Source organism: Variovorax sp. KBS0712 (genome assembly GCF_006323185.2).
In the GTDB taxonomy this organism is placed as follows: Bacteria; Pseudomonadota; Gammaproteobacteria; order Burkholderiales; family Burkholderiaceae_C; genus Variovorax; species Variovorax boronicumulans.
The window spans coordinates 1,505,722-1,521,562 of the sequence record NZ_VCCD02000001.1 but is presented as its reverse complement, the minus strand read 5'-3'; the positions used below and the strand labels follow the sequence as shown (position 1 = coordinate 1,521,562).

The following is a 15,841-nucleotide window of genomic DNA, read 5'->3' as shown; positions in this document are numbered from 1 at the left end:
CGATCGCCCCATCGATGGCCATCTGGGAACAGGTCCTCTGGAGCGTCTTCGCCGTGATGATGGGCGGGGCGCTGCTGGCCGGCGTCGCGGTGGTCGTCACGGCCACGCGCGAGCAGCGCAGGTACACGCAGGAGCGGCGCATCGGCGAACGCCTGGGCGGGGCCGGCGTGGCCACGCACGGCGTGGTGGCCCAGGTGCGGCGCTCCGAACACCAGCTCACCAGCCCGGGCAGCCATGGCCAGTGCATGGTCGCGCTCGAATTCACGCTGCAGATGCCGCCGTCGTCGCCGGTGCCGAGCGTGGTGCTGCGCACGCTGGTCGACGAACTGCTGCTGCCCCGGCTCGCGGTGCCGGGCGCGACCCTGCACCTGGTCCAGGACCCGGCGCACCCCGACGTGGTGGCGGTCGATCGGCAGCGCACGCCGCTCGAAGTGGCGCCCGCACGGAGCTAGTCCCATTGAAAACCGTCAAGCCGCTGCGGCTGAGCGTCATCACGCGCCCCTTCCTGCGAGGCGGCCGGCAACGCCTGGGTGTCACGTTGATGGGCATGGTGTCGATGGACGCCGCGCCCGTGCTGCTGCCCGAGCCGGAGTTCTGGAAGATCGCCGCCGAAGAGCTCGGCCCCACAGGCGCCATCGACCTGGGCATTCCCAAACCCCACGCCGAGTTTCTGGCCACTGGGTATGCCTACACGCAGCATCAGGACGACAAGACTGCGTGCGCCGTCGCGATGCGCGTGGGGGAGCTTTCGCGCCAGCTGCTGGTGTTCGGCGACCGCTTCTGGCTCGACGGCCGCGCCACCGCGCCGCAGCCCTTCGAGTCGATGCGGCTCGACGCCACACGTGCCTACGGCGGCCCCAGCTTTGCCGAGAACCCGCGGGGCATCGGCCACGCGCACGAAACCGTCAACGGCCTGCAGGTGCAGCGCCTGCCGAACATCGAAGACCCGCAGCAGCGCATCGACCGGTCCGATCGCGAGACCGAGCCCGCCGGCTTCGGCCCGATCGAGCTGACCCGGCCCAGCCGCATGCGCCTGATTGGCCAGCAGTACGACGGCCACTGGCGCGAGCACCTGTTCCCCGGTTTTTCGGAGGACATGGACTGGCGCTTCTTCAACGCCGCGCCGCCGCAGCAACGCTGGCCCGCGCGCGACCACATTCCCGGCGACACGCCCTACGAAATCTGGCACATGCACCCCACGCAACCGGTGCAGCGCGGGCGCCTGCCCGACTGGCGTGCGCGCGCCTTCATCGCGCGGCGCAACGGCCCCAGCCGCGAACCCGAGCAGTTCGACGAAGTGCCCATGCGCCTCACCACGGCGTGGTTCTTTCCGCACCGCGGACAGGTGGCGCTGATCCACCACGGCGAGATCGACATCGTGGAAGACGACGCCGACGACGTGACGCACGTGATGCCGGCCATCGAAGCCGCGGGCGATGCACCGCGCCCGCTGGCGCACTACTTCGCGCTCCTCCAGCGCCGTTGCGATCCCGAGACCGGCGCGCTGCATGCGGCCCGCGACGACGAGCTGCTGCCCGCGCAGGCCATCGGCCCGTGGCTCGACACGCTGGACGACGGTGAGGAATCCGCGTTGGTGCGCAACATGCGCGAGCGCGGCGACCGGCTGCGCGCGGACCTGATGCAGCAGGCGCGCGAAGCCGGCCACGATCCGCGCCTGCTGCGCGAACGGCCGCTGCCCGAGCCCTTCCGCAAGGCGCCGACGCTCGCCGAGCTGCCCGAGTTCGTCGAGCGCACGCGGCGCTTCACGCAGGACCAGCGCAAGGCGCTCGACGACGGGCGGCGCGAGCTGGAACGTGCGGGGCAACTCAATGCGGCCGAGTCACGCCAGGTCGGCTTCGACTCCGCAGAGTTGGTCTCGGGCATCGACCGCACCACGACCAAGGGCCCGCCCGCCTTCGATGCGCAGACCGTGCTGCAGGGCATGTTCGGCATCGCCGCCGCGACGGGCACGTCCGCGCTACCGCCCGCGCAGCAGCAGGCCTTCGCGGAGGTGGTCGAGAAAGGCCAGCGCGGGCTGATCGACATGTACCGGATGGGCGCGCAGCACCAGTCGCCCGCCGACGTGCTCGAAGGCGAACGCGCCGCCGAGGCGCGCCAGCGCGTGCAGGACGCGATGGCCACCACCCGCGACCTCTCGGAGATGGACCTCACGGGCGCCGACCTGTCAGGCATGGACCTGCGCGGCGCGCGCCTGCACCGCACCTTGCTCGAACACGCGAACCTCGAAGGCGCCCGGCTCGATGGTGCGGATGCCACCGAGGCCGTGCTCGTGCGTGCGCGCCTTTCGCGGGCCTCGCTCGCGGGCTGCGTGCTGCACCGCGCGAACCTCAGCCTGGCCCATTGCGTCCACACCGTGTTCACCGGGGCGCAGTTGCACCACACCACGCTCGAGCAGACGCACTTCGACCATTGCGACTTCTCGCAAGCCTCGCTGGAGCACCTGACCGTGCTCGGCCTGCAGGTCGACCACTGCCGCTTCGACGCCGCACGCCTTTCCTACGTGACCTTCCTCGAACAGACCCGCCTGCAAGACTGCAGCTTTCGCAACGCCGTGCTCCACAAGGTCGGCCTGATCTCGTGCATCGCCGAGCGGCTCGACTTCAGCGGCGCCCGGCTCGAAGCCTGCGCCTGGGCCCACACGCCGGGCGACACCGGCATCGTCTTTCGCGGCGCCACCCTGCACACCACCTGCTTCGTCGGCACCAGCAGCCTGCGCACCATGGACTTCGAAGACGCGACGCTGGTGCAATGCGGCCTGCGCGAGATGCCGCTGGACGGTGCGCGCTTCGTGCGTGCCACGCTCGACACGTGCGACCTGTCGGCCTGCAGCCTCACGGGCGCCGACCTCAGCGGTTGCGATGCGCCCGAAAGCCTCTTCATCCGCGCCGACTTCACGCAGGCCTCGCTGCGCGGCGCCAACCTCATGCATGCCAGCCTGCAGAAAGCCCGCCTGGTCCGCACCGACCTGCGCGAGACCAACCTGTTCCGCGCCGACGTCTCGCAGACCCTGATCGACAGCGTGACCGACACGCACGGCGCGCACCTCGAACAGGCCAAGACCCTCCCGCGCCGCGCCGCGGGCCCGGTGCGATGACGCCGGCCGAGCTGGCAGCGAAGATCCGCGGCGGCGACCACATCCAGGACCAGGACTTCCAGGGCATGGACTTCGACGGCATGGACCTGCGCGGCGGCAGCTTCGGCGCCTGCGATTTCCGCCGCGCCCACCTTCGCGGCGCGCGGCTGGGCGAATCGGTGTTCGACAGCTGCCGCTTCGACGACGCGGTGCTCGACACCGCCGACCTGCAGCACGCCGCCTTCCACCGCTGCGCCCTGCCCCGTGCGCAGTTGCGGTCTGCGGCGATGGCCCACGCCGTCTTCTCCGAGGCCGACCTGAGCGGCGTCGACATGAGCGCGGCGCAGGCGGGCCAGGCCACCTTCCACCAGAGCACGCTCGACGGCGCGGGCTTCGGGCGCGCGGACCTCACGAAGTCGGTGTTCGGCGAATGCCGCCTCGACGGCACGCGCTTCGACGACACGGCGCTGAACACCACCGTCTTCTACCGCGCGGCGCTGCGCGGCACGCGCTTCAGGGGCGCGAGCTTCCACAACGTGATCTTCGGCGAGGCCGACCTCGCGGGGCAGGACTTCTCGGCGCAGTCGTTTCATCTGTGCCAGTTCATCGATGCCGACCTCACGGGTTGCAACTTCGCCGGCGCGCGTTTGAGCCAGTGCAACTTCAAGGGCGCGAAGCTCGAAGGCGCGGTGCTGTCGGGCGTGCAGGCGCCGCAATGCCTGTTCCCCGAGGCCGACCTGCGCCGGGTGGATGCGCGCGGCGGGCACTTCGACCAGAGCCTGTGGGTCGGTGCCCGGCTCGACGACGCCGACCTGTCGGACGCGCGGCTCGAGCAGTGCGTGTTCCACCGCGCAAGCTGCCGCCGCACCGCGTTCGCCCGCAGCCACCTCGTGTATGCGGATTTCTCCTACGCCGACCTCGCCGATGCCGACCTGCGCGGCGCCACCTTCCACCGCACCCAGATGCACCGGGCGATCGAGACCGGTGCGCGCTGGAGCGACCGCCTCGGCGTGCTCGACAGCGACCCCGCGCTGTTCGAGGCCGAGCGCTTTTCTGCCGCCCGTGCGAGCCGCCCGCAACGCGCCGGCCGCGACACCTTCGGCCGGCCACTGCCGCCCGATCCACAGGACACCCCGCCATGACCCAACGAGCCCTTCGCGAAGCTGCTTCGCCGCCATCGGTTACGTCAGAGACCGAGATGCACGCGCTGCTGCGCAAGCCGCTGCCTGCGGTCGCCGCACCGGCCTGGACCGGCAGCGCGCTCGGCACCGTCATGCAATCGCTGCCCAACGGCCGCTTCGTCGTTGAACCGCAGCCGAGCGGCGCGCCCTGGCATTGCCCGCGCGCCGCGAGCTGCCTGTTGCAGCCCGCCGTGGGCGATGTCGTGCTCGTGGCCGGGCCGCAGCGCGAGCAGCTGTTCCTGATCGCCGTCGTCACCCAGGCCGACCCCAGCCAGTCGCAGCTCGTGGCCGAGGGCGACCTCACGATCCGCTCGCGGCGCGGCGGCATCGCGATGCAGGCCTCCGCATTCGCACTTCAGGCCGACAAGGCCACGGTGGACATCACCGACATGGCCTACCGCGGCGCCGAGGTGCGCGTGACCACGCTGGTCGCCCGCTTCGTGGGCCGCACGCTCGAGACCGTGCTCGACCGCCTGAGCCTGCTCACGCGCTCGAGCTTTCGCCTCACTGAAGAGGTCGAGCAGGTGCGCGCGGGCCAGATCGACATGCAGGCCTCGCAGAGCCTGCGACTGCACGCCAGGAACACCTTCGTCACCAGCCAGGCGCTGGTGAAGGTCGACGCCGAACAGATCCACATGGGTTGATACCGACAAGGAGCCTGAACCATGTTCGCCAACGCACAGATGATGGGAATGGACCTCGCGTTTCCCGATGTCTGCAAGACACCGCCCGCGCTGCCCGTGCCCTACCCCAACATCGCGCTCGGGCCGACGGCCCTGCCCAACGCCTGGAACATCCTGTACGGCGGCACGCCCGTGCACAACATGGCGACCACCACGCCGATCACCAACGGCGACAACGCCGGCGTGCTCATGGGCGTGGTGTCGCAGACCGTGATGGGGCCGTCGCGCCACATCACCGGCGCGTTCACGGTGCTGCTCAAGGGCACGCCCTGCACGCGCATGACCAGCCTGGCGGTGCAGAACCGCTGCAACATCGTGGGCATGCGCATCGTGCCCAGCCAGTTCAAGGTGCTGGTGCTGGCCCCCTGAAACAGCGCTGGAGGCTCAGTCGAGCTTGACGCCCGCCGTGCGGATCACCTTGCCCCACTTGGTGGTCTCGGACGCAATGAACGCGTCGAACTCCTCCGGCGTGCTGCCCGCCGGGAAGGTGCCCATGGCATCGAGCTTGGCGCGCGTCTCGTCGCTCTTGATGATGCGCGCCACTTCTTCCGACATGCGCTTGACGATCTCCCGCGGCGTGCCCGCCGGCGCCAGCATGCCGGCCCAGGTGCTGCCGGTGAAGCCCGCGAAGCCTTGCTCGATGAAGGTCGGCACGTCGGGTACGGCCGGCAGGCGCTTGTCGCCGGCCACGCCGATCAGCCGCACCTTGCCGGCCTTGCCCTGGTTGATGAGGCCCGTGGGCGCGTCGAAGAACAGCTGGATCTGCCCGCCCATCAGGTCGGTCAGCGCAGGCACCGCGCCGCGGTACGGGATGTGGATCATGTAGGTCTGCGTGAGCGACTTCCACAGCTCGCTCGTGAGGTGCGCGGCCGAGCCGTTGCCCGAGGAACCGAAGCTGATCTTGCCGGGGTGCTTGCGTGCGTAGTCGATGAGCTCGCGCGCCGTCTTGAACGGCGCGTCGTTGTTGACCGCCGCCAGCAGCGGCGACACCCCCATCAGCGACACGCCCACGAGGTCCTTGCGCGGGTCGTAGGGCAGCTTGGGGTACAGCGTGGTGTTGGCCGTGTAGGCCGCGATGACGACGCCGAAGGTGCTGCCGTCGGGCGCGGCCTTGGCCACGGCATCGACGCCGATCAGGCTGTTGGCGCCGGGCTTGTTGTCAATCACCACTGGCTGGCCCAGGCGCGTCTGCAGGCCCGCCTGCACCAGCCGCGCCATCTGGTCGGTGAAGCCGCCCGGGGTGTAGGGCACGATGATGCGGATCGGCTTGCTCGGCCAGGCGCTCTGTGCGAAAGACGGTGCGGCCAGGCTGGCAGCGGCGGCCGCGGTGGCGAGGGAAAAACGGCGGCGGGAGAGCGTGGCGTGCGGCATGGTCGGGAACCCTTCGAATGGCATGGATCGGACCATTCTCGAAGCGCCCTCATGCGCCGGCGCTCAGGGTTTGTCCCCGACGGGACAAGCTGGGTTCAGAGCGGCAGGATGTCGCGCGAGCGCCCGTCGTCGCCGAGCCAGGCCTCGAACTCATCCGACAGGCGCGTCGCCTCGCGCGTGGCTTGACCCCAGGCCGCGATGCGGGCCTGCGCGTCGTTCGCGAAGCGGATGAAGTCCTTGCGGTCGGGCAGCTTGCCGTGCGGCAGCGTCTTCACCCATTCGGGATTCGGCGCCAGCACCACCATGCGGTCGAGAAAGCGCGTCGACTTGTGGCGCCAGCGCAGCCCCTTGTCGAGCCAGCCCGGCACCACCGCCTGCTGGAAGTGCGGGTACAGCACGATGCCTTCGTCGGCGGGCTGGTAGTCCAGGTGCAGGTGGTAGTCGGTGATGCCGCCGTCCCAGTAGGCGCCGCGCGGCGCGCCCGGAATGTCGTGCACCGCCGCCAGCAGGAACGGAATGGAACACGAGGCCTGCAGCACCCGGTTGAAGTTGGCCTCGCTCAGCGCGTGCTGGCGCGTGCGGAAGTCTTTGGTGCCGAAGGGCAAGGCCGCGCCGGGCGTGGAAAACACGCAGCGCTCCAGCCAGGCGCCCAAGCTCTTGCGATGCAGGCTGTTGCTCGCAAAGGCGCCCAGGTAGCCGACCGGCGTGCGCGCCCTGCCCTCGCGCCCCAGGATGTGGCGCCCGCGCGAGGTCACCACATGCAGCCGGTAGCGCGCATGGCCCAGCACCTCACCGATGCGTCCGCCATAGAAGGTGTCGAGGCTCTCCGCGAAACGTTCGCTGAGCTGGTGCGGACTGAGCCGCTTCTGGCCCGGTGGCACTTCGAACTGCTGGCGCACGTAGTCGTGCTCGAAGCGCCCGAAGGCCGCCTCCGGGTCTGACAGGCAGGCCGTCGCCAGCCGCCACGCGCCGATCGACGCGCCCACCAGGTCCACCGGCTGGCTCGACTGCGTGAGCCAGCGCCCGAAGATGAAGCGATCGAGCGGCCCGAGGATCAGCCCCTTGGGCCCGCCCGCCGCGCCGGGGATGGTACGCACGTCCTGCGGACGCAGGCCGTGCTGCTCGATGTGCTGGCGGGCCGTGGGGCCGGCGTAGATGCGCAGGGCTTTCATGCCGGCGGTGTTTGCAAGAAACGTGCGGTCGGCGGGCTGCTTACTTGCGCAACCCCTGCAACTTGGCAAACGCACTCGCCATCTGCCCCGCCGGCTGCGGCGAGTTGTCGCGCCGGCCTTGTTGCTGCTGGCCGCGTCCTGCCCCTTCGAAGCGGTTGTCGCGCGGACCGTCGCGGCGTGCGGGGGCGGCGTCGAGCTTCATCGACAGGCCGATGCGCTTGCGGGCCACGTCGACTTCCATCACCTTGACCTTGACGATGTCGCCGGTCTTGACGACTTCGCGGGCGTCGTTGACGAACTTGTGGCTCAGCTGGCTCACGTGGACCAGGCCGTCCTGGTGCACACCCAGGTCGACAAAGGCGCCGAACTGGGCCACGTTGCTCACGGTGCCCTCGAGGATCATGCCCTCGGTGAGGTCGGAGATGTCGTCCACGCCGTCGTTGAAGCGCGCCACCTTGAAGTCGGGGCGCGGGTCGCGGCCGGGCTTCTCGAGTTCGCCCAGGATGTCCTTGACCGTGATGACGCCGAACTTCTCGTTGGCGAACAGCTCGGGCTTCAGCGTCTTGAGCATGTCGGCGCGACCCATCAGCTCGGCGATCGGCTTGCCGGTCTTGACGATGATCTGCTCGACCAGCGGATACGTTTCAGGGTGCACGCCGGTGATGTCCAGCGGGTCGGCGCCGTCGCGGATGCGCAGGAAGCCGGCGCTCTGCTCGAAGGCCTTGGGGCCGAAGCCGGTCACGTCGAGCAGCTGCTTGCGGGTGGAGAACGCACCGTTGGCCTCGCGCCAGCGCACCACGGCCTTGGCCACGCTGGCCGACAGGCCGGACACGCGGCTGAGCAGCGGCACGCTGGCGGTGTTCAGGTCGACGCCCACCGAGTTCACGCAGTCCTCGACCACGGCCTGCAGGGTGCGCGCGAGTTCGCTCTGGTTCACGTCGTGCTGGTACTGACCCACCCCGATGCTCTTGGGGTCGATCTTCACGAGCTCGGCCAGCGGGTCCTGCAGGCGGCGCGCGATGGACGCGGCGCCGCGCAGGCTCACGTCGACATCGGGCATTTCCTGCGAGGCGAATTCGCTGGCGGAATACACGGAGGCGCCGGCTTCGCTGACGACGACCTTGTCGACCGTCATTTCGGGCGCACCGGCCTGCGCGGCCATCTTGGCCAGCAGCTTGATGAGGTCGCCGGCCAGCTTGTCGGTCTCGCGGCTGGCGGTGCCGTTGCCGATGGCGATGAGGTTCACGCCATGCTTGGCGCACAGCTTGCCCAGGGTGTGCAGCGAACCTTCCCAGTCCTTGCGCGGCTCGTGCGGGAACACGGTGGCGGTCTCGACCAGCTTGCCGGTCGAATCGACCACGGCCACCTTCACGCCCGTGCGGATGCCGGGGTCCAGGCCCATCACGACGCGCCGGCCGGCGGGCGCGGCCAGCAGCAGGTCGCGCAGGTTGTCGGCGAACACCTTGATGGCGACCTTTTCGGCGTCTTCGCGCAGGCGGGTGAACAGGTCGCGCTCGGTCGACAGCGCGAGCTTCACGCGCCAAGTCCAGGCCACGCACTTACGCAGCAGGTCGTCGGCCGGGCGGGCCGCGTGGCTCCAGCCCAGGTGCAGCGCGATCTTGCCTTCGGCGATGCTGGGCTTGCCCGGCTCGGGTTCGACGGGCAGCACGAGCTTGGCGTCGAGCACCTCGAGTGCGCGGCCGCGGAACACGGCCAGGGCGCGATGCGAGGGCACGCGGCCGATGGGTTCGTCGTAGTCGAAGTAGTCGCGGAACTTGGCGATATCGGCGTTGTTCTCGTCCTTGCCGGCCATCAGGGTGGACTTGAGCAGGCCTTCGTTCCAGAGCCATTCGCGCAGGCGCTGCACCAGCACGGCGTCTTCGGCCCAGCGCTCGGACAGGATGTCGCGCACGCCGTCGAGCACGAGGGGCACGGTGGAGAAATCGGGGCCCGGCTTGCCGTCGTCCAGCGTGGTGGCGGGCTGCAGGAAGGCCTTGGCTTCCACGGCCGGGTCGAGCGTGGGGTCGGCCAGCAGCTTGTCGGCGAGCGGCTCGATGCCGAATTCGCGGGCGATCTGGCCCTTGGTGCGGCGCTTCTGCTTGAACGGCAGGTACAGGTCTTCGAGCTCCTGCTTGGTGGGCGCGAATTCGATCGCGGCGCGCAGCTCGGGGGTCAGCTTGCCCTGCTCGTCGATGGCCTTGAGCACCGCCACGCGGCGGTCTTCGAGTTCGCGCAGGTAAGACAGCCGGGCCTCCAGTTCGCGCAGCTGGATGTCGTCGAGGCCGCCCGTGACTTCCTTGCGATAGCGGGCAATGAACGGAACCGTGGCGCCTTCGTCGAGCAGTTCGACGGCGGCCTTCACCTGGTGCTCGCCGACCTTGATTTCAACGGCGAGCTGGCGAATGATTTTCTGCATGTCTTGAGCGCGTCCCTGGCAAAGCGCGGAAGTTTGCCATAGGCGACGAGGCCCCCCGCCGGGCACCGGCGCGGGATGGTTACAACGTGCTCTCGGCCGGCGCCGCGACCGCCGACTGAGGCAGCACTTCGCCGGGCATCACGAGCCGGATGCGCAGCCCGTGCGGCGCTGCGTCCATGACGGCCAGCTCGCCGTGCAGCGCATCGGCGCGCTCGCGCATGCTGCGCAGGCCCTTGCCGCCGGCCTCGCCGGCCGCCGCATCCAGGCCGCGCCCGTCGTCCAGCACTTCGAGCACCAGCCCGTGCGAGCGCTCGCGCGGGCCGAAGCGCACCTCCACGCGGGTCGCCTGCGAATGGCGCAGCACGTTCGACAAGGCCTCCTGCGCGATGCGGCACAGCTGCATCGCGGCCTCGGGCGACAGCGGCGGCGCCAGCACCACGTCCTGCACGTTCCACACGAGCGTGATGCCGAGCCGGTCGAACGCCGGTTGCAGCCGGTAACGCAAGTGGCCCAGGCGCTCGCCGATGCTGGTGTCGGCCTGGTCGTCGAGGGAGTCGACCGTCAGCTGCAGCTCCAGCAGGCAGGCCTGCAGGGCCATCGACAGCTCGCGGGCGTCGGCCGAGCGCGGGTCATAGCTGGCCATGAGCGCCACCAGCCGCGAGCCGACACCGTCATGCAGGTCGCTGGCGATGCGGCGGCGCTCGGCGAGCACGGCCTGCGCCTGGCGGTAGCGCACGAGGCGGCGCCGCGTGAAATACCAGGTGGCCACGATCATGCAGAGCACGGCGACGTTCACCCCCTGCAGGGCCCAGAAGGCGGCCGGCACCTCGGTACCCAGCGTGGTGATCGCCGAGGTCGCGCGAATCACCTGCCCTACCACCGGCGTCAGGTGCAGCGCGAATGCGAGCCCCACCCACAGCAGCATCCGCTGGCGCGAGGCACGCGGCCACAGCCAGATCAGGAGCACACACCAGGCGGCGATCGAAAGCCACACGAACTGGTCCTCCAGGAAATACGGCGGGAGCGGGGGCGCGGGCGCGCGCATGGGTGGCTCCGCTGCGAACGCGGCGCGCCCGAAGCGCGCCCTAGAGCAGCCCCCGGTGCGAGGCGAAACTCACGGCCTGCGCGCGGGTGTGGGCGTGCAGCTTGCGGTAGATGTTCTTGACGTGTGCGTTAACCGTCTGGGCACTGATGGTGAGCTGCAGGGCGATCTCTTCCGTCACATATCCCGTGGCTACAAGTCGCAACACTTCACGCTCCCGTGCCGACAGGGTCGCCTTGCTGTCCGGCGGGCGCACCGGGCTCGGATTGGCGCGCTGATGGTCCAGGTGAACGAGCAGCCGCCGCGCCAGCCGGGGGGTGATGGCGGCCCCGCCATTCACCACCTGCAGCACGGCCTGGGCATAGCTCTGGAACCAGGCGTTCTTCACCAGGTAACCCGAGGCGCCGAGCTCGAAGGCATGCAGCACCTGGGGCTCGTCTTCCAGCGCGGAAATGACGATGATCTCGGCGGCGCTGCGGTGCTTCTTGGCCTCTTCGATGAGCTCGAATCCGCTGCCGTCTCCGAGGCGGATGTCGACCATGAGCACATCGAATTCATGCTGCATCAAGAGGCGCCTTCCCTCGCGCAGGGAGCCGGCCTGGCCTTCGAGCTGGATGCGCAGATCGCCCAGCAGTTCCTGGGCGATGACACGGCGGACAAAGGGGTCGTCGTCGACGAGCAGGACACGAACGGGCTTGGTTTCCTGGCCCGTGAGGTAGTCCGGCCACGGCAGGGTATCCGCCGAGGGAGCCAGCAGCCCTCCGAACTGGCCGGGATTGGAGAATTTCCTAGCGCCACCACCGACATCGGTCAATGAAATGTCGAGATCGTTTTCCATTTAAGCCCCCTTGTCACAGATAAAAGTCGCGACTTCGTGAACAAAAGTTAATCGATTTCTACTCTTTTTCCGGCTATCGGCTTTTTTGATTACCTTGGTTTCTTTCGGTTGCAATATTGCCAGATTGTGAACCAAAGTGATAGTTCCCACGAGGGGAACAGGGCCTAGAACCGGCTCTCTGTCAACGCCCAAAACGCCCTCGGACATTGCTTTCGCCATAGCCTTGCACTACCCAGCCTGAGGCATTTTTCGATCCCTTCCCCCCGCTGAAACTGCATCCCGGTCGCAACGGAATCCATTCAATCCGTGCTCGCTGACCGTCGCTGATGGCCGGATTCCCCGGCGATCGGGTTCGTTTCAACACTATCGAGGAAGCATCATGAAGAAGACTCTTATCGCCATGGCAGTGGTTCTCGTGGCTGGCATCGGGACCGCAACCGGCAGCAGCGTGGCGCTCGCCGTCACCAACACCACGACCGGCTCCTCCAGCTCGGCAGGCTCGGTCGCCGCCAGCTCCGGAACGGGCAGCGCACTGAGCTACAACGCAGCCAGCTCCACCTCGTCGGCCACGGCCAACGCGGCGGGCGGCGCAGCAGGCAATGCCTTCCTGCGCGTCGGCGGCGCCACCGCCAGCGGCTCGGCCACCACGCAAGGCCGCGTGACCAGCGTGGCAGCAACGACCGGCAACGGCGTGGCTGCAGGCGGTGCGAATGCCCAGGCCAATGCGACCTCGAGCGCCAATGCGAACTACGCCGGCGGCGGCGCCAACCCCGTGAGCGGCTCTGCAGGCGGCGCAGCCGGCTCCACCACCAACAACACCGCAGCCACCGCTGCAGGTCCTGGCGGCGGTCTGGCCGTGGTGACACGCACCTCGGGCACGACGGCCGGCTTCAGCGCCAATTCGGGCGCAGTCAACGGCATCGTCAACGGCACGACGACCTCGGCCACGTCGGGCTCGACCGGCGGTTCCACGGGCGTCATCAACTTCGCCGTGGGCAACGCAGCGGGCTTCAGCAACGGTGGCGGCACCGCCGGCGGCGCGATTTCCGGCGCAACGGCCAACGCTCCCTGAGCGATCCGGACCATCGGTTGTTGGACCAGAAACGGGGAGGGGCACGCCCCTCCCCTGCTTCCCAAAGGAGTCGAAAAAATGAAAACATTGATTGCTCTGACCTTGCTGGGCCTGTCCGCCGGCGCCTTGGCGCAGACCACGGCGGGTGGCGCCAACAACCAGTCGCAGAGTTCAGCCACCACCAACGCCCAGGGCAACACCCAGGCGGTGAATTTCAACAGCTCCGCCCCCTCGGAAGTCACCTCCCGGGCCACGGTGGACAGCAACAGCACACAGAACATCAACAACACGGGCGCGACGACCAGCACCGTCGACTACCGTGGCAGCTACACCGTCAAGAACGTGCCCTCCGTGAGCGGCCCGAACCTGACGACCAGCAACGACACCTGCATGGGCAGCACCAGCGCCAGCGCCAACGGCGCCGGGGTCGGGCTGAGCTTCGGCACCACCTGGACGGACGAACACTGCAAGCGCCTGAAGATGAGCCGCGAGCTCTGGAACAAGGGCATGAAGGCCGCGTCGCTGGCCATGGACTGCATGGACCCAGCGGCCCAGGCGGCCCTGGAGATGACCGGCTCGAAGTGCCCGCAGTCGATGACCGCCGAAGAGCGCGTGAGCGCGTTCGGACCGCAGGCCTCGTCGGCCGGCGCGCCCGTGGCGGCACGTCCGGCGGCGCCGGTAGCCCTGTGGCCGCGGCACCGGCGCCTGCGCCGGCCCCCGTGGCGGTGGCCGTGCCCCAGCCGGTGGCGCCCGTGGCACCTGCAGCGCCTGTCGCGTTGGCGCCGGCCCCGGCACCCGCGCCGGTCGTGGCGGTGCAGCAGCCTGCCGCACCGGCCACGCTGGTCGAGGCGATGCCCATGGCAGCCCCGGCGCAGGAACAGCCGGCGCCGCAACCCGCGCCGGCCGCGACCGCCGTCCCGGTGTCTGCGCCGGAGGTGGCACCGGCCCCTGTGGCCGCAGCGCCCGCCGAGGAAGCCGCGGCACCTGCGGCGGAGCCGGCACCGGTCATGGCGAGCGCCGTGGCCCCGCAGCCGGACATCCTGGAAGCGCGCATCACGCGCCGCCTGCCGGCTGACGAGGTGGCTTCGGCACCGGCCGACGCGCAATGAGGCCGGTTCTGGAGTCCATCACCATGAACACCAGGACCGTTCCTCTCTGGCTGGCCGCCTGTTGCGTGGCGACGGCATCGGTCGCCGCCACGCCGATCATCCGCATCGAGCGGATGCCCATGGGCAGCGGCCTGCAGAACGCCAGCGGCACGGAAAACGCCGAGCCGGTGGGCGACTACGGCGTCTGGCACGTGCCGCAGTACATGCCCGGGTTTCCGACCTCGGCCACCATCTGGCCGCGCGTCGTGATCATCCAGTGCAACGTCACGCGGTGCAGCGGCTACGAAGTGACGCCCGAACTGGGCCGGGGCGAGTACCTGTTCTTCCGGCCGGCGGAAGACAGCAGCGTCGGCCGCAAATAGACAGGCGCGCAGACGCCGCTTTTCGAACGATGCGCCGCCGGGTCCGCAAGGTCCCGGCGGCGCGCGGCCGTGTGCGTATACCCTTCGCGCATGCACAACCCCCTCGTGCGCGCCTTGCGCGCCCTGTTTCGCGCCGTTGCCACCACGATCCTCGTGCCGGTGCTGCTGTTCGAGGAATGGGGCTGGGCCCCGCTCGCGGCGCTGGTCGCGCGGCTGGCGCGCCTGCCCTTCTGGGCGCGGCTGGAGAACCTGCTGCGCGCACTGCCGCCCTGGGGCGCGCTGCTGGCGTTCTTCGTGCCGATGCTGCTGCTCTTTCCGGTGAAGCTGCTGGCGCTGTTCCTGTTCGGGCGCGGCCACGCGTTCAGCGGCATGGCCGTGCTGCTGCTGGCCAAGCTCGCGGGCACGGCCGTGGTCGCGCGGATCTTTCAGCTGGTCGAGGGCTCGCTGATGCGGCTGGCCTGGTTCGCGCGCTGGTACCCGCGCTGGAAAGCCTGGAAAGACCAGGTGCTGACGCGGGTGCGCGAAAGCCGTCCCTGGCGCATCGTGCGGGCGGTGCACCGGCGGGTGTTGCGCGGCTGGCACCGGCTGCGCGCCGAGTGAATCTATTTTTACCCGGGTGTATTGTGTTTTATATTTTGCCCGGGTAATATTTGGAGATGAGTCCATCTCCCCACACTAGGCGTACCCTGGTCAAGCAATACAAGGACAGCGTGCGCCCCGCCGGCGTCTTCGTGATCCGCAACCTGACGGACGGCCGCGTTTACGTGGCCGGCAGCCTCGACGTCGAAGGCGCCATGAACCGCGCCCGCTTCGAGCTGAACCTGCGCTCGCACCGCAACAAGGCATTGCAGCGCGACTGGGTGGCGCAGGGCGCGACGCACTTCGGCTTCGAGGTGATCGACCGGGTGAAGGAGCGCGACGACCCCGCCTTCGACCGCGCGGCGGAGCTGAAAAAGCTGCTGGAGCTCTGGCGCGAGGAACTCCAGTGCACCACTGACAAGGGCTACAACACGCCATGAGCACCGACGCACTGGGCTTTTGCCTCGACCTCGGCCGCGCCCACGCCAGCCTGAGCTTGAAACTCAACGAGGACCTGGGCGCCTTCCACGGGCTGGACTACGACGACTTCACCCTGCTCCATCTGTTGCTGCGTGCCGGCAACGGCGCCATGCCGATGGCCGAGCTCGCGCACACGCTGGGGTTGCCAATGTCGGCGCTCATCCGCAAGATGGTGCTGCTCGAAAAGACCGGCCTGGCCGAGCGCACGACGGGCCCCGATGACGACCCCCAGCGCCATGCGAATATTCGCAGCGGCGGAAAGAAGTTGATGCAAGCCGCCATCACCACCGTCGAAGCGATCTGCGTCGATGCCGTGAAATCGCTGGACCCGCAACGCCTGCCAGACCTGCATGCCGCGCTGCGGGTGCTGTGCGATCACGACACGCCGCACGCCTGAACCGTCCTGCGGGTAGATTACGAACCTCGTTTCGTTCCGCCCGGA

Annotated in this window: 17 protein-coding genes; 11 read left to right on the top strand and 6 right to left on the bottom strand. The window is 69.2% G+C overall.

The genetic code is table 11. The features are described 5' to 3' along the window. Positions 1–14 precede the first annotated feature (14 nt). From FFI97_RS06925 to FFI97_RS06905, 5 genes are read left to right on the top strand one after another with little or no spacing between them, the layout of a single operon-like run. Entirely contained in the window at positions 15–452 is a 438-nt protein-coding gene (locus tag FFI97_RS06925; protein ID WP_062472912.1) for a hypothetical protein, read from the top strand. Between the two features lie 5 nt (positions 453–457). After that, the gene (locus FFI97_RS06920; RefSeq protein WP_139705829.1) at positions 458–3,115 is read left to right on the top strand and encodes a DUF2169 domain-containing protein; all 2,658 of its coding nucleotides are present in this window, start codon (positions 458–460) and stop codon (positions 3,113–3,115) included. Beyond that, positions 3,112–4,236 carry a pentapeptide repeat-containing protein gene (locus FFI97_RS06915; protein WP_139705831.1) on the top strand — a complete coding sequence of 375 codons (1,125 nt, stop codon included), beginning with the start codon at positions 3,112–3,114 and terminating at the stop codon, positions 4,234–4,236. The genes FFI97_RS06920 and FFI97_RS06915 overlap by 4 nt, the downstream gene beginning before the upstream one ends. After that, a complete protein-coding gene (locus FFI97_RS06910) occupies positions 4,233–4,919 on the top strand; it encodes a DUF3540 domain-containing protein (RefSeq protein ID WP_139705833.1) in 687 nt (228 codons plus the stop codon). The genes FFI97_RS06915 and FFI97_RS06910 overlap by 4 nt, the downstream gene beginning before the upstream one ends. A 21-nt stretch (positions 4,920–4,940) precedes the next feature. Beyond that, the gene (locus tag FFI97_RS06905; protein WP_056580973.1) at positions 4,941–5,327 is read left to right on the top strand and encodes a DUF4150 domain-containing protein; all 387 of its coding nucleotides are present in this window, start codon (positions 4,941–4,943) and stop codon (positions 5,325–5,327) included. Between the two features lie 15 nt (positions 5,328–5,342). On the opposite strand, the gene FFI97_RS06900 is transcribed toward FFI97_RS06905, so the two are convergent. The 5 genes from FFI97_RS06900 to FFI97_RS06880 form a co-directional block, all read right to left on the bottom strand. Further along, positions 5,343–6,329: a tripartite tricarboxylate transporter substrate binding protein gene (locus tag FFI97_RS06900; protein ID WP_139705882.1), complete on the bottom strand. Its 987-nt coding sequence runs from the start codon at positions 6,327–6,329 to the stop codon at positions 5,343–5,345. Positions 6,330–6,424: 95 nt separating this feature from the next. Then, positions 6,425–7,501 (bottom strand): phospholipase, encoded by a 1,077-nt coding sequence (locus tag FFI97_RS06895; protein WP_139705835.1) that lies wholly within the window; start codon positions 7,499–7,501, stop codon positions 6,425–6,427. Positions 7,502–7,541: 40 nt separating this feature from the next. After that, positions 7,542–9,917: a Tex family protein gene (locus tag FFI97_RS06890; RefSeq protein ID WP_070060629.1), complete on the bottom strand. Its 2,376-nt coding sequence runs from the start codon at positions 9,915–9,917 to the stop codon at positions 7,542–7,544. A gap of 79 nt (positions 9,918–9,996) precedes the next feature. Further along, a complete protein-coding gene (locus tag FFI97_RS06885) occupies positions 9,997–10,911 on the bottom strand; it encodes a sensor histidine kinase (protein WP_260684926.1) in 915 nt (304 codons plus the stop codon). 91 nt (positions 10,912–11,002) lie between these two features. Beyond that, entirely contained in the window at positions 11,003–11,797 is a 795-nt protein-coding gene (locus FFI97_RS06880) for a LuxR C-terminal-related transcriptional regulator (RefSeq protein WP_062472928.1), read from the bottom strand. A gap of 379 nt (positions 11,798–12,176) precedes the next feature. On the opposite strand from FFI97_RS06880, the gene FFI97_RS06875 reads away from it, so the two are divergent. Continuing rightward, positions 12,177–12,869: a hypothetical protein gene (locus tag FFI97_RS06875; protein ID WP_062472930.1), complete on the top strand. Its 693-nt coding sequence runs from the start codon at positions 12,177–12,179 to the stop codon at positions 12,867–12,869. Positions 12,870–13,195: 326 nt separating this feature from the next. On the opposite strand, the gene FFI97_RS33575 is transcribed toward FFI97_RS06875, so the two are convergent. Beyond that, entirely contained in the window at positions 13,196–13,408 is a 213-nt protein-coding gene (locus FFI97_RS33575; RefSeq protein ID WP_185993571.1) for a hypothetical protein, read from the bottom strand. Positions 13,409–13,555: 147 nt separating this feature from the next. Here FFI97_RS33575 and FFI97_RS06865 point away from each other — a divergent pair, with 147 nt between their 5' ends. The 5 genes from FFI97_RS06865 (at position 13,556) to FFI97_RS06845 (ending at position 15,796) form a co-directional block, all read left to right on the top strand. Continuing rightward, positions 13,556–13,978: a hypothetical protein gene (locus FFI97_RS06865; protein ID WP_144004388.1), complete on the top strand. Its 423-nt coding sequence runs from the start codon at positions 13,556–13,558 to the stop codon at positions 13,976–13,978. 23 nt (positions 13,979–14,001) lie between these two features. After that, positions 14,002–14,340, top strand: a complete 339-nt coding sequence (locus tag FFI97_RS06860) for a hypothetical protein (RefSeq protein WP_062480212.1) — start codon at positions 14,002–14,004, stop codon at positions 14,338–14,340. Between the two features lie 90 nt (positions 14,341–14,430). Beyond that, positions 14,431–14,940 carry a hypothetical protein gene (locus tag FFI97_RS06855; protein WP_139705839.1) on the top strand — a complete coding sequence of 170 codons (510 nt, stop codon included), beginning with the start codon at positions 14,431–14,433 and terminating at the stop codon, positions 14,938–14,940. 56 nt (positions 14,941–14,996) lie between these two features. Continuing rightward, complete coding sequence (locus tag FFI97_RS06850) at positions 14,997–15,359, top strand: GIY-YIG nuclease family protein (RefSeq protein WP_139705841.1); 363 nt, start codon at positions 14,997–14,999, stop codon at positions 15,357–15,359. Next, on the top strand, positions 15,356–15,796 hold the full coding sequence (locus tag FFI97_RS06845) for a MarR family winged helix-turn-helix transcriptional regulator (protein ID WP_139705843.1): 441 nt from the start codon (positions 15,356–15,358) through the stop codon (positions 15,794–15,796). The genes FFI97_RS06850 and FFI97_RS06845 overlap by 4 nt, the downstream gene beginning before the upstream one ends. The last annotated feature ends 45 nt before the right edge of the window (positions 15,797–15,841 follow it).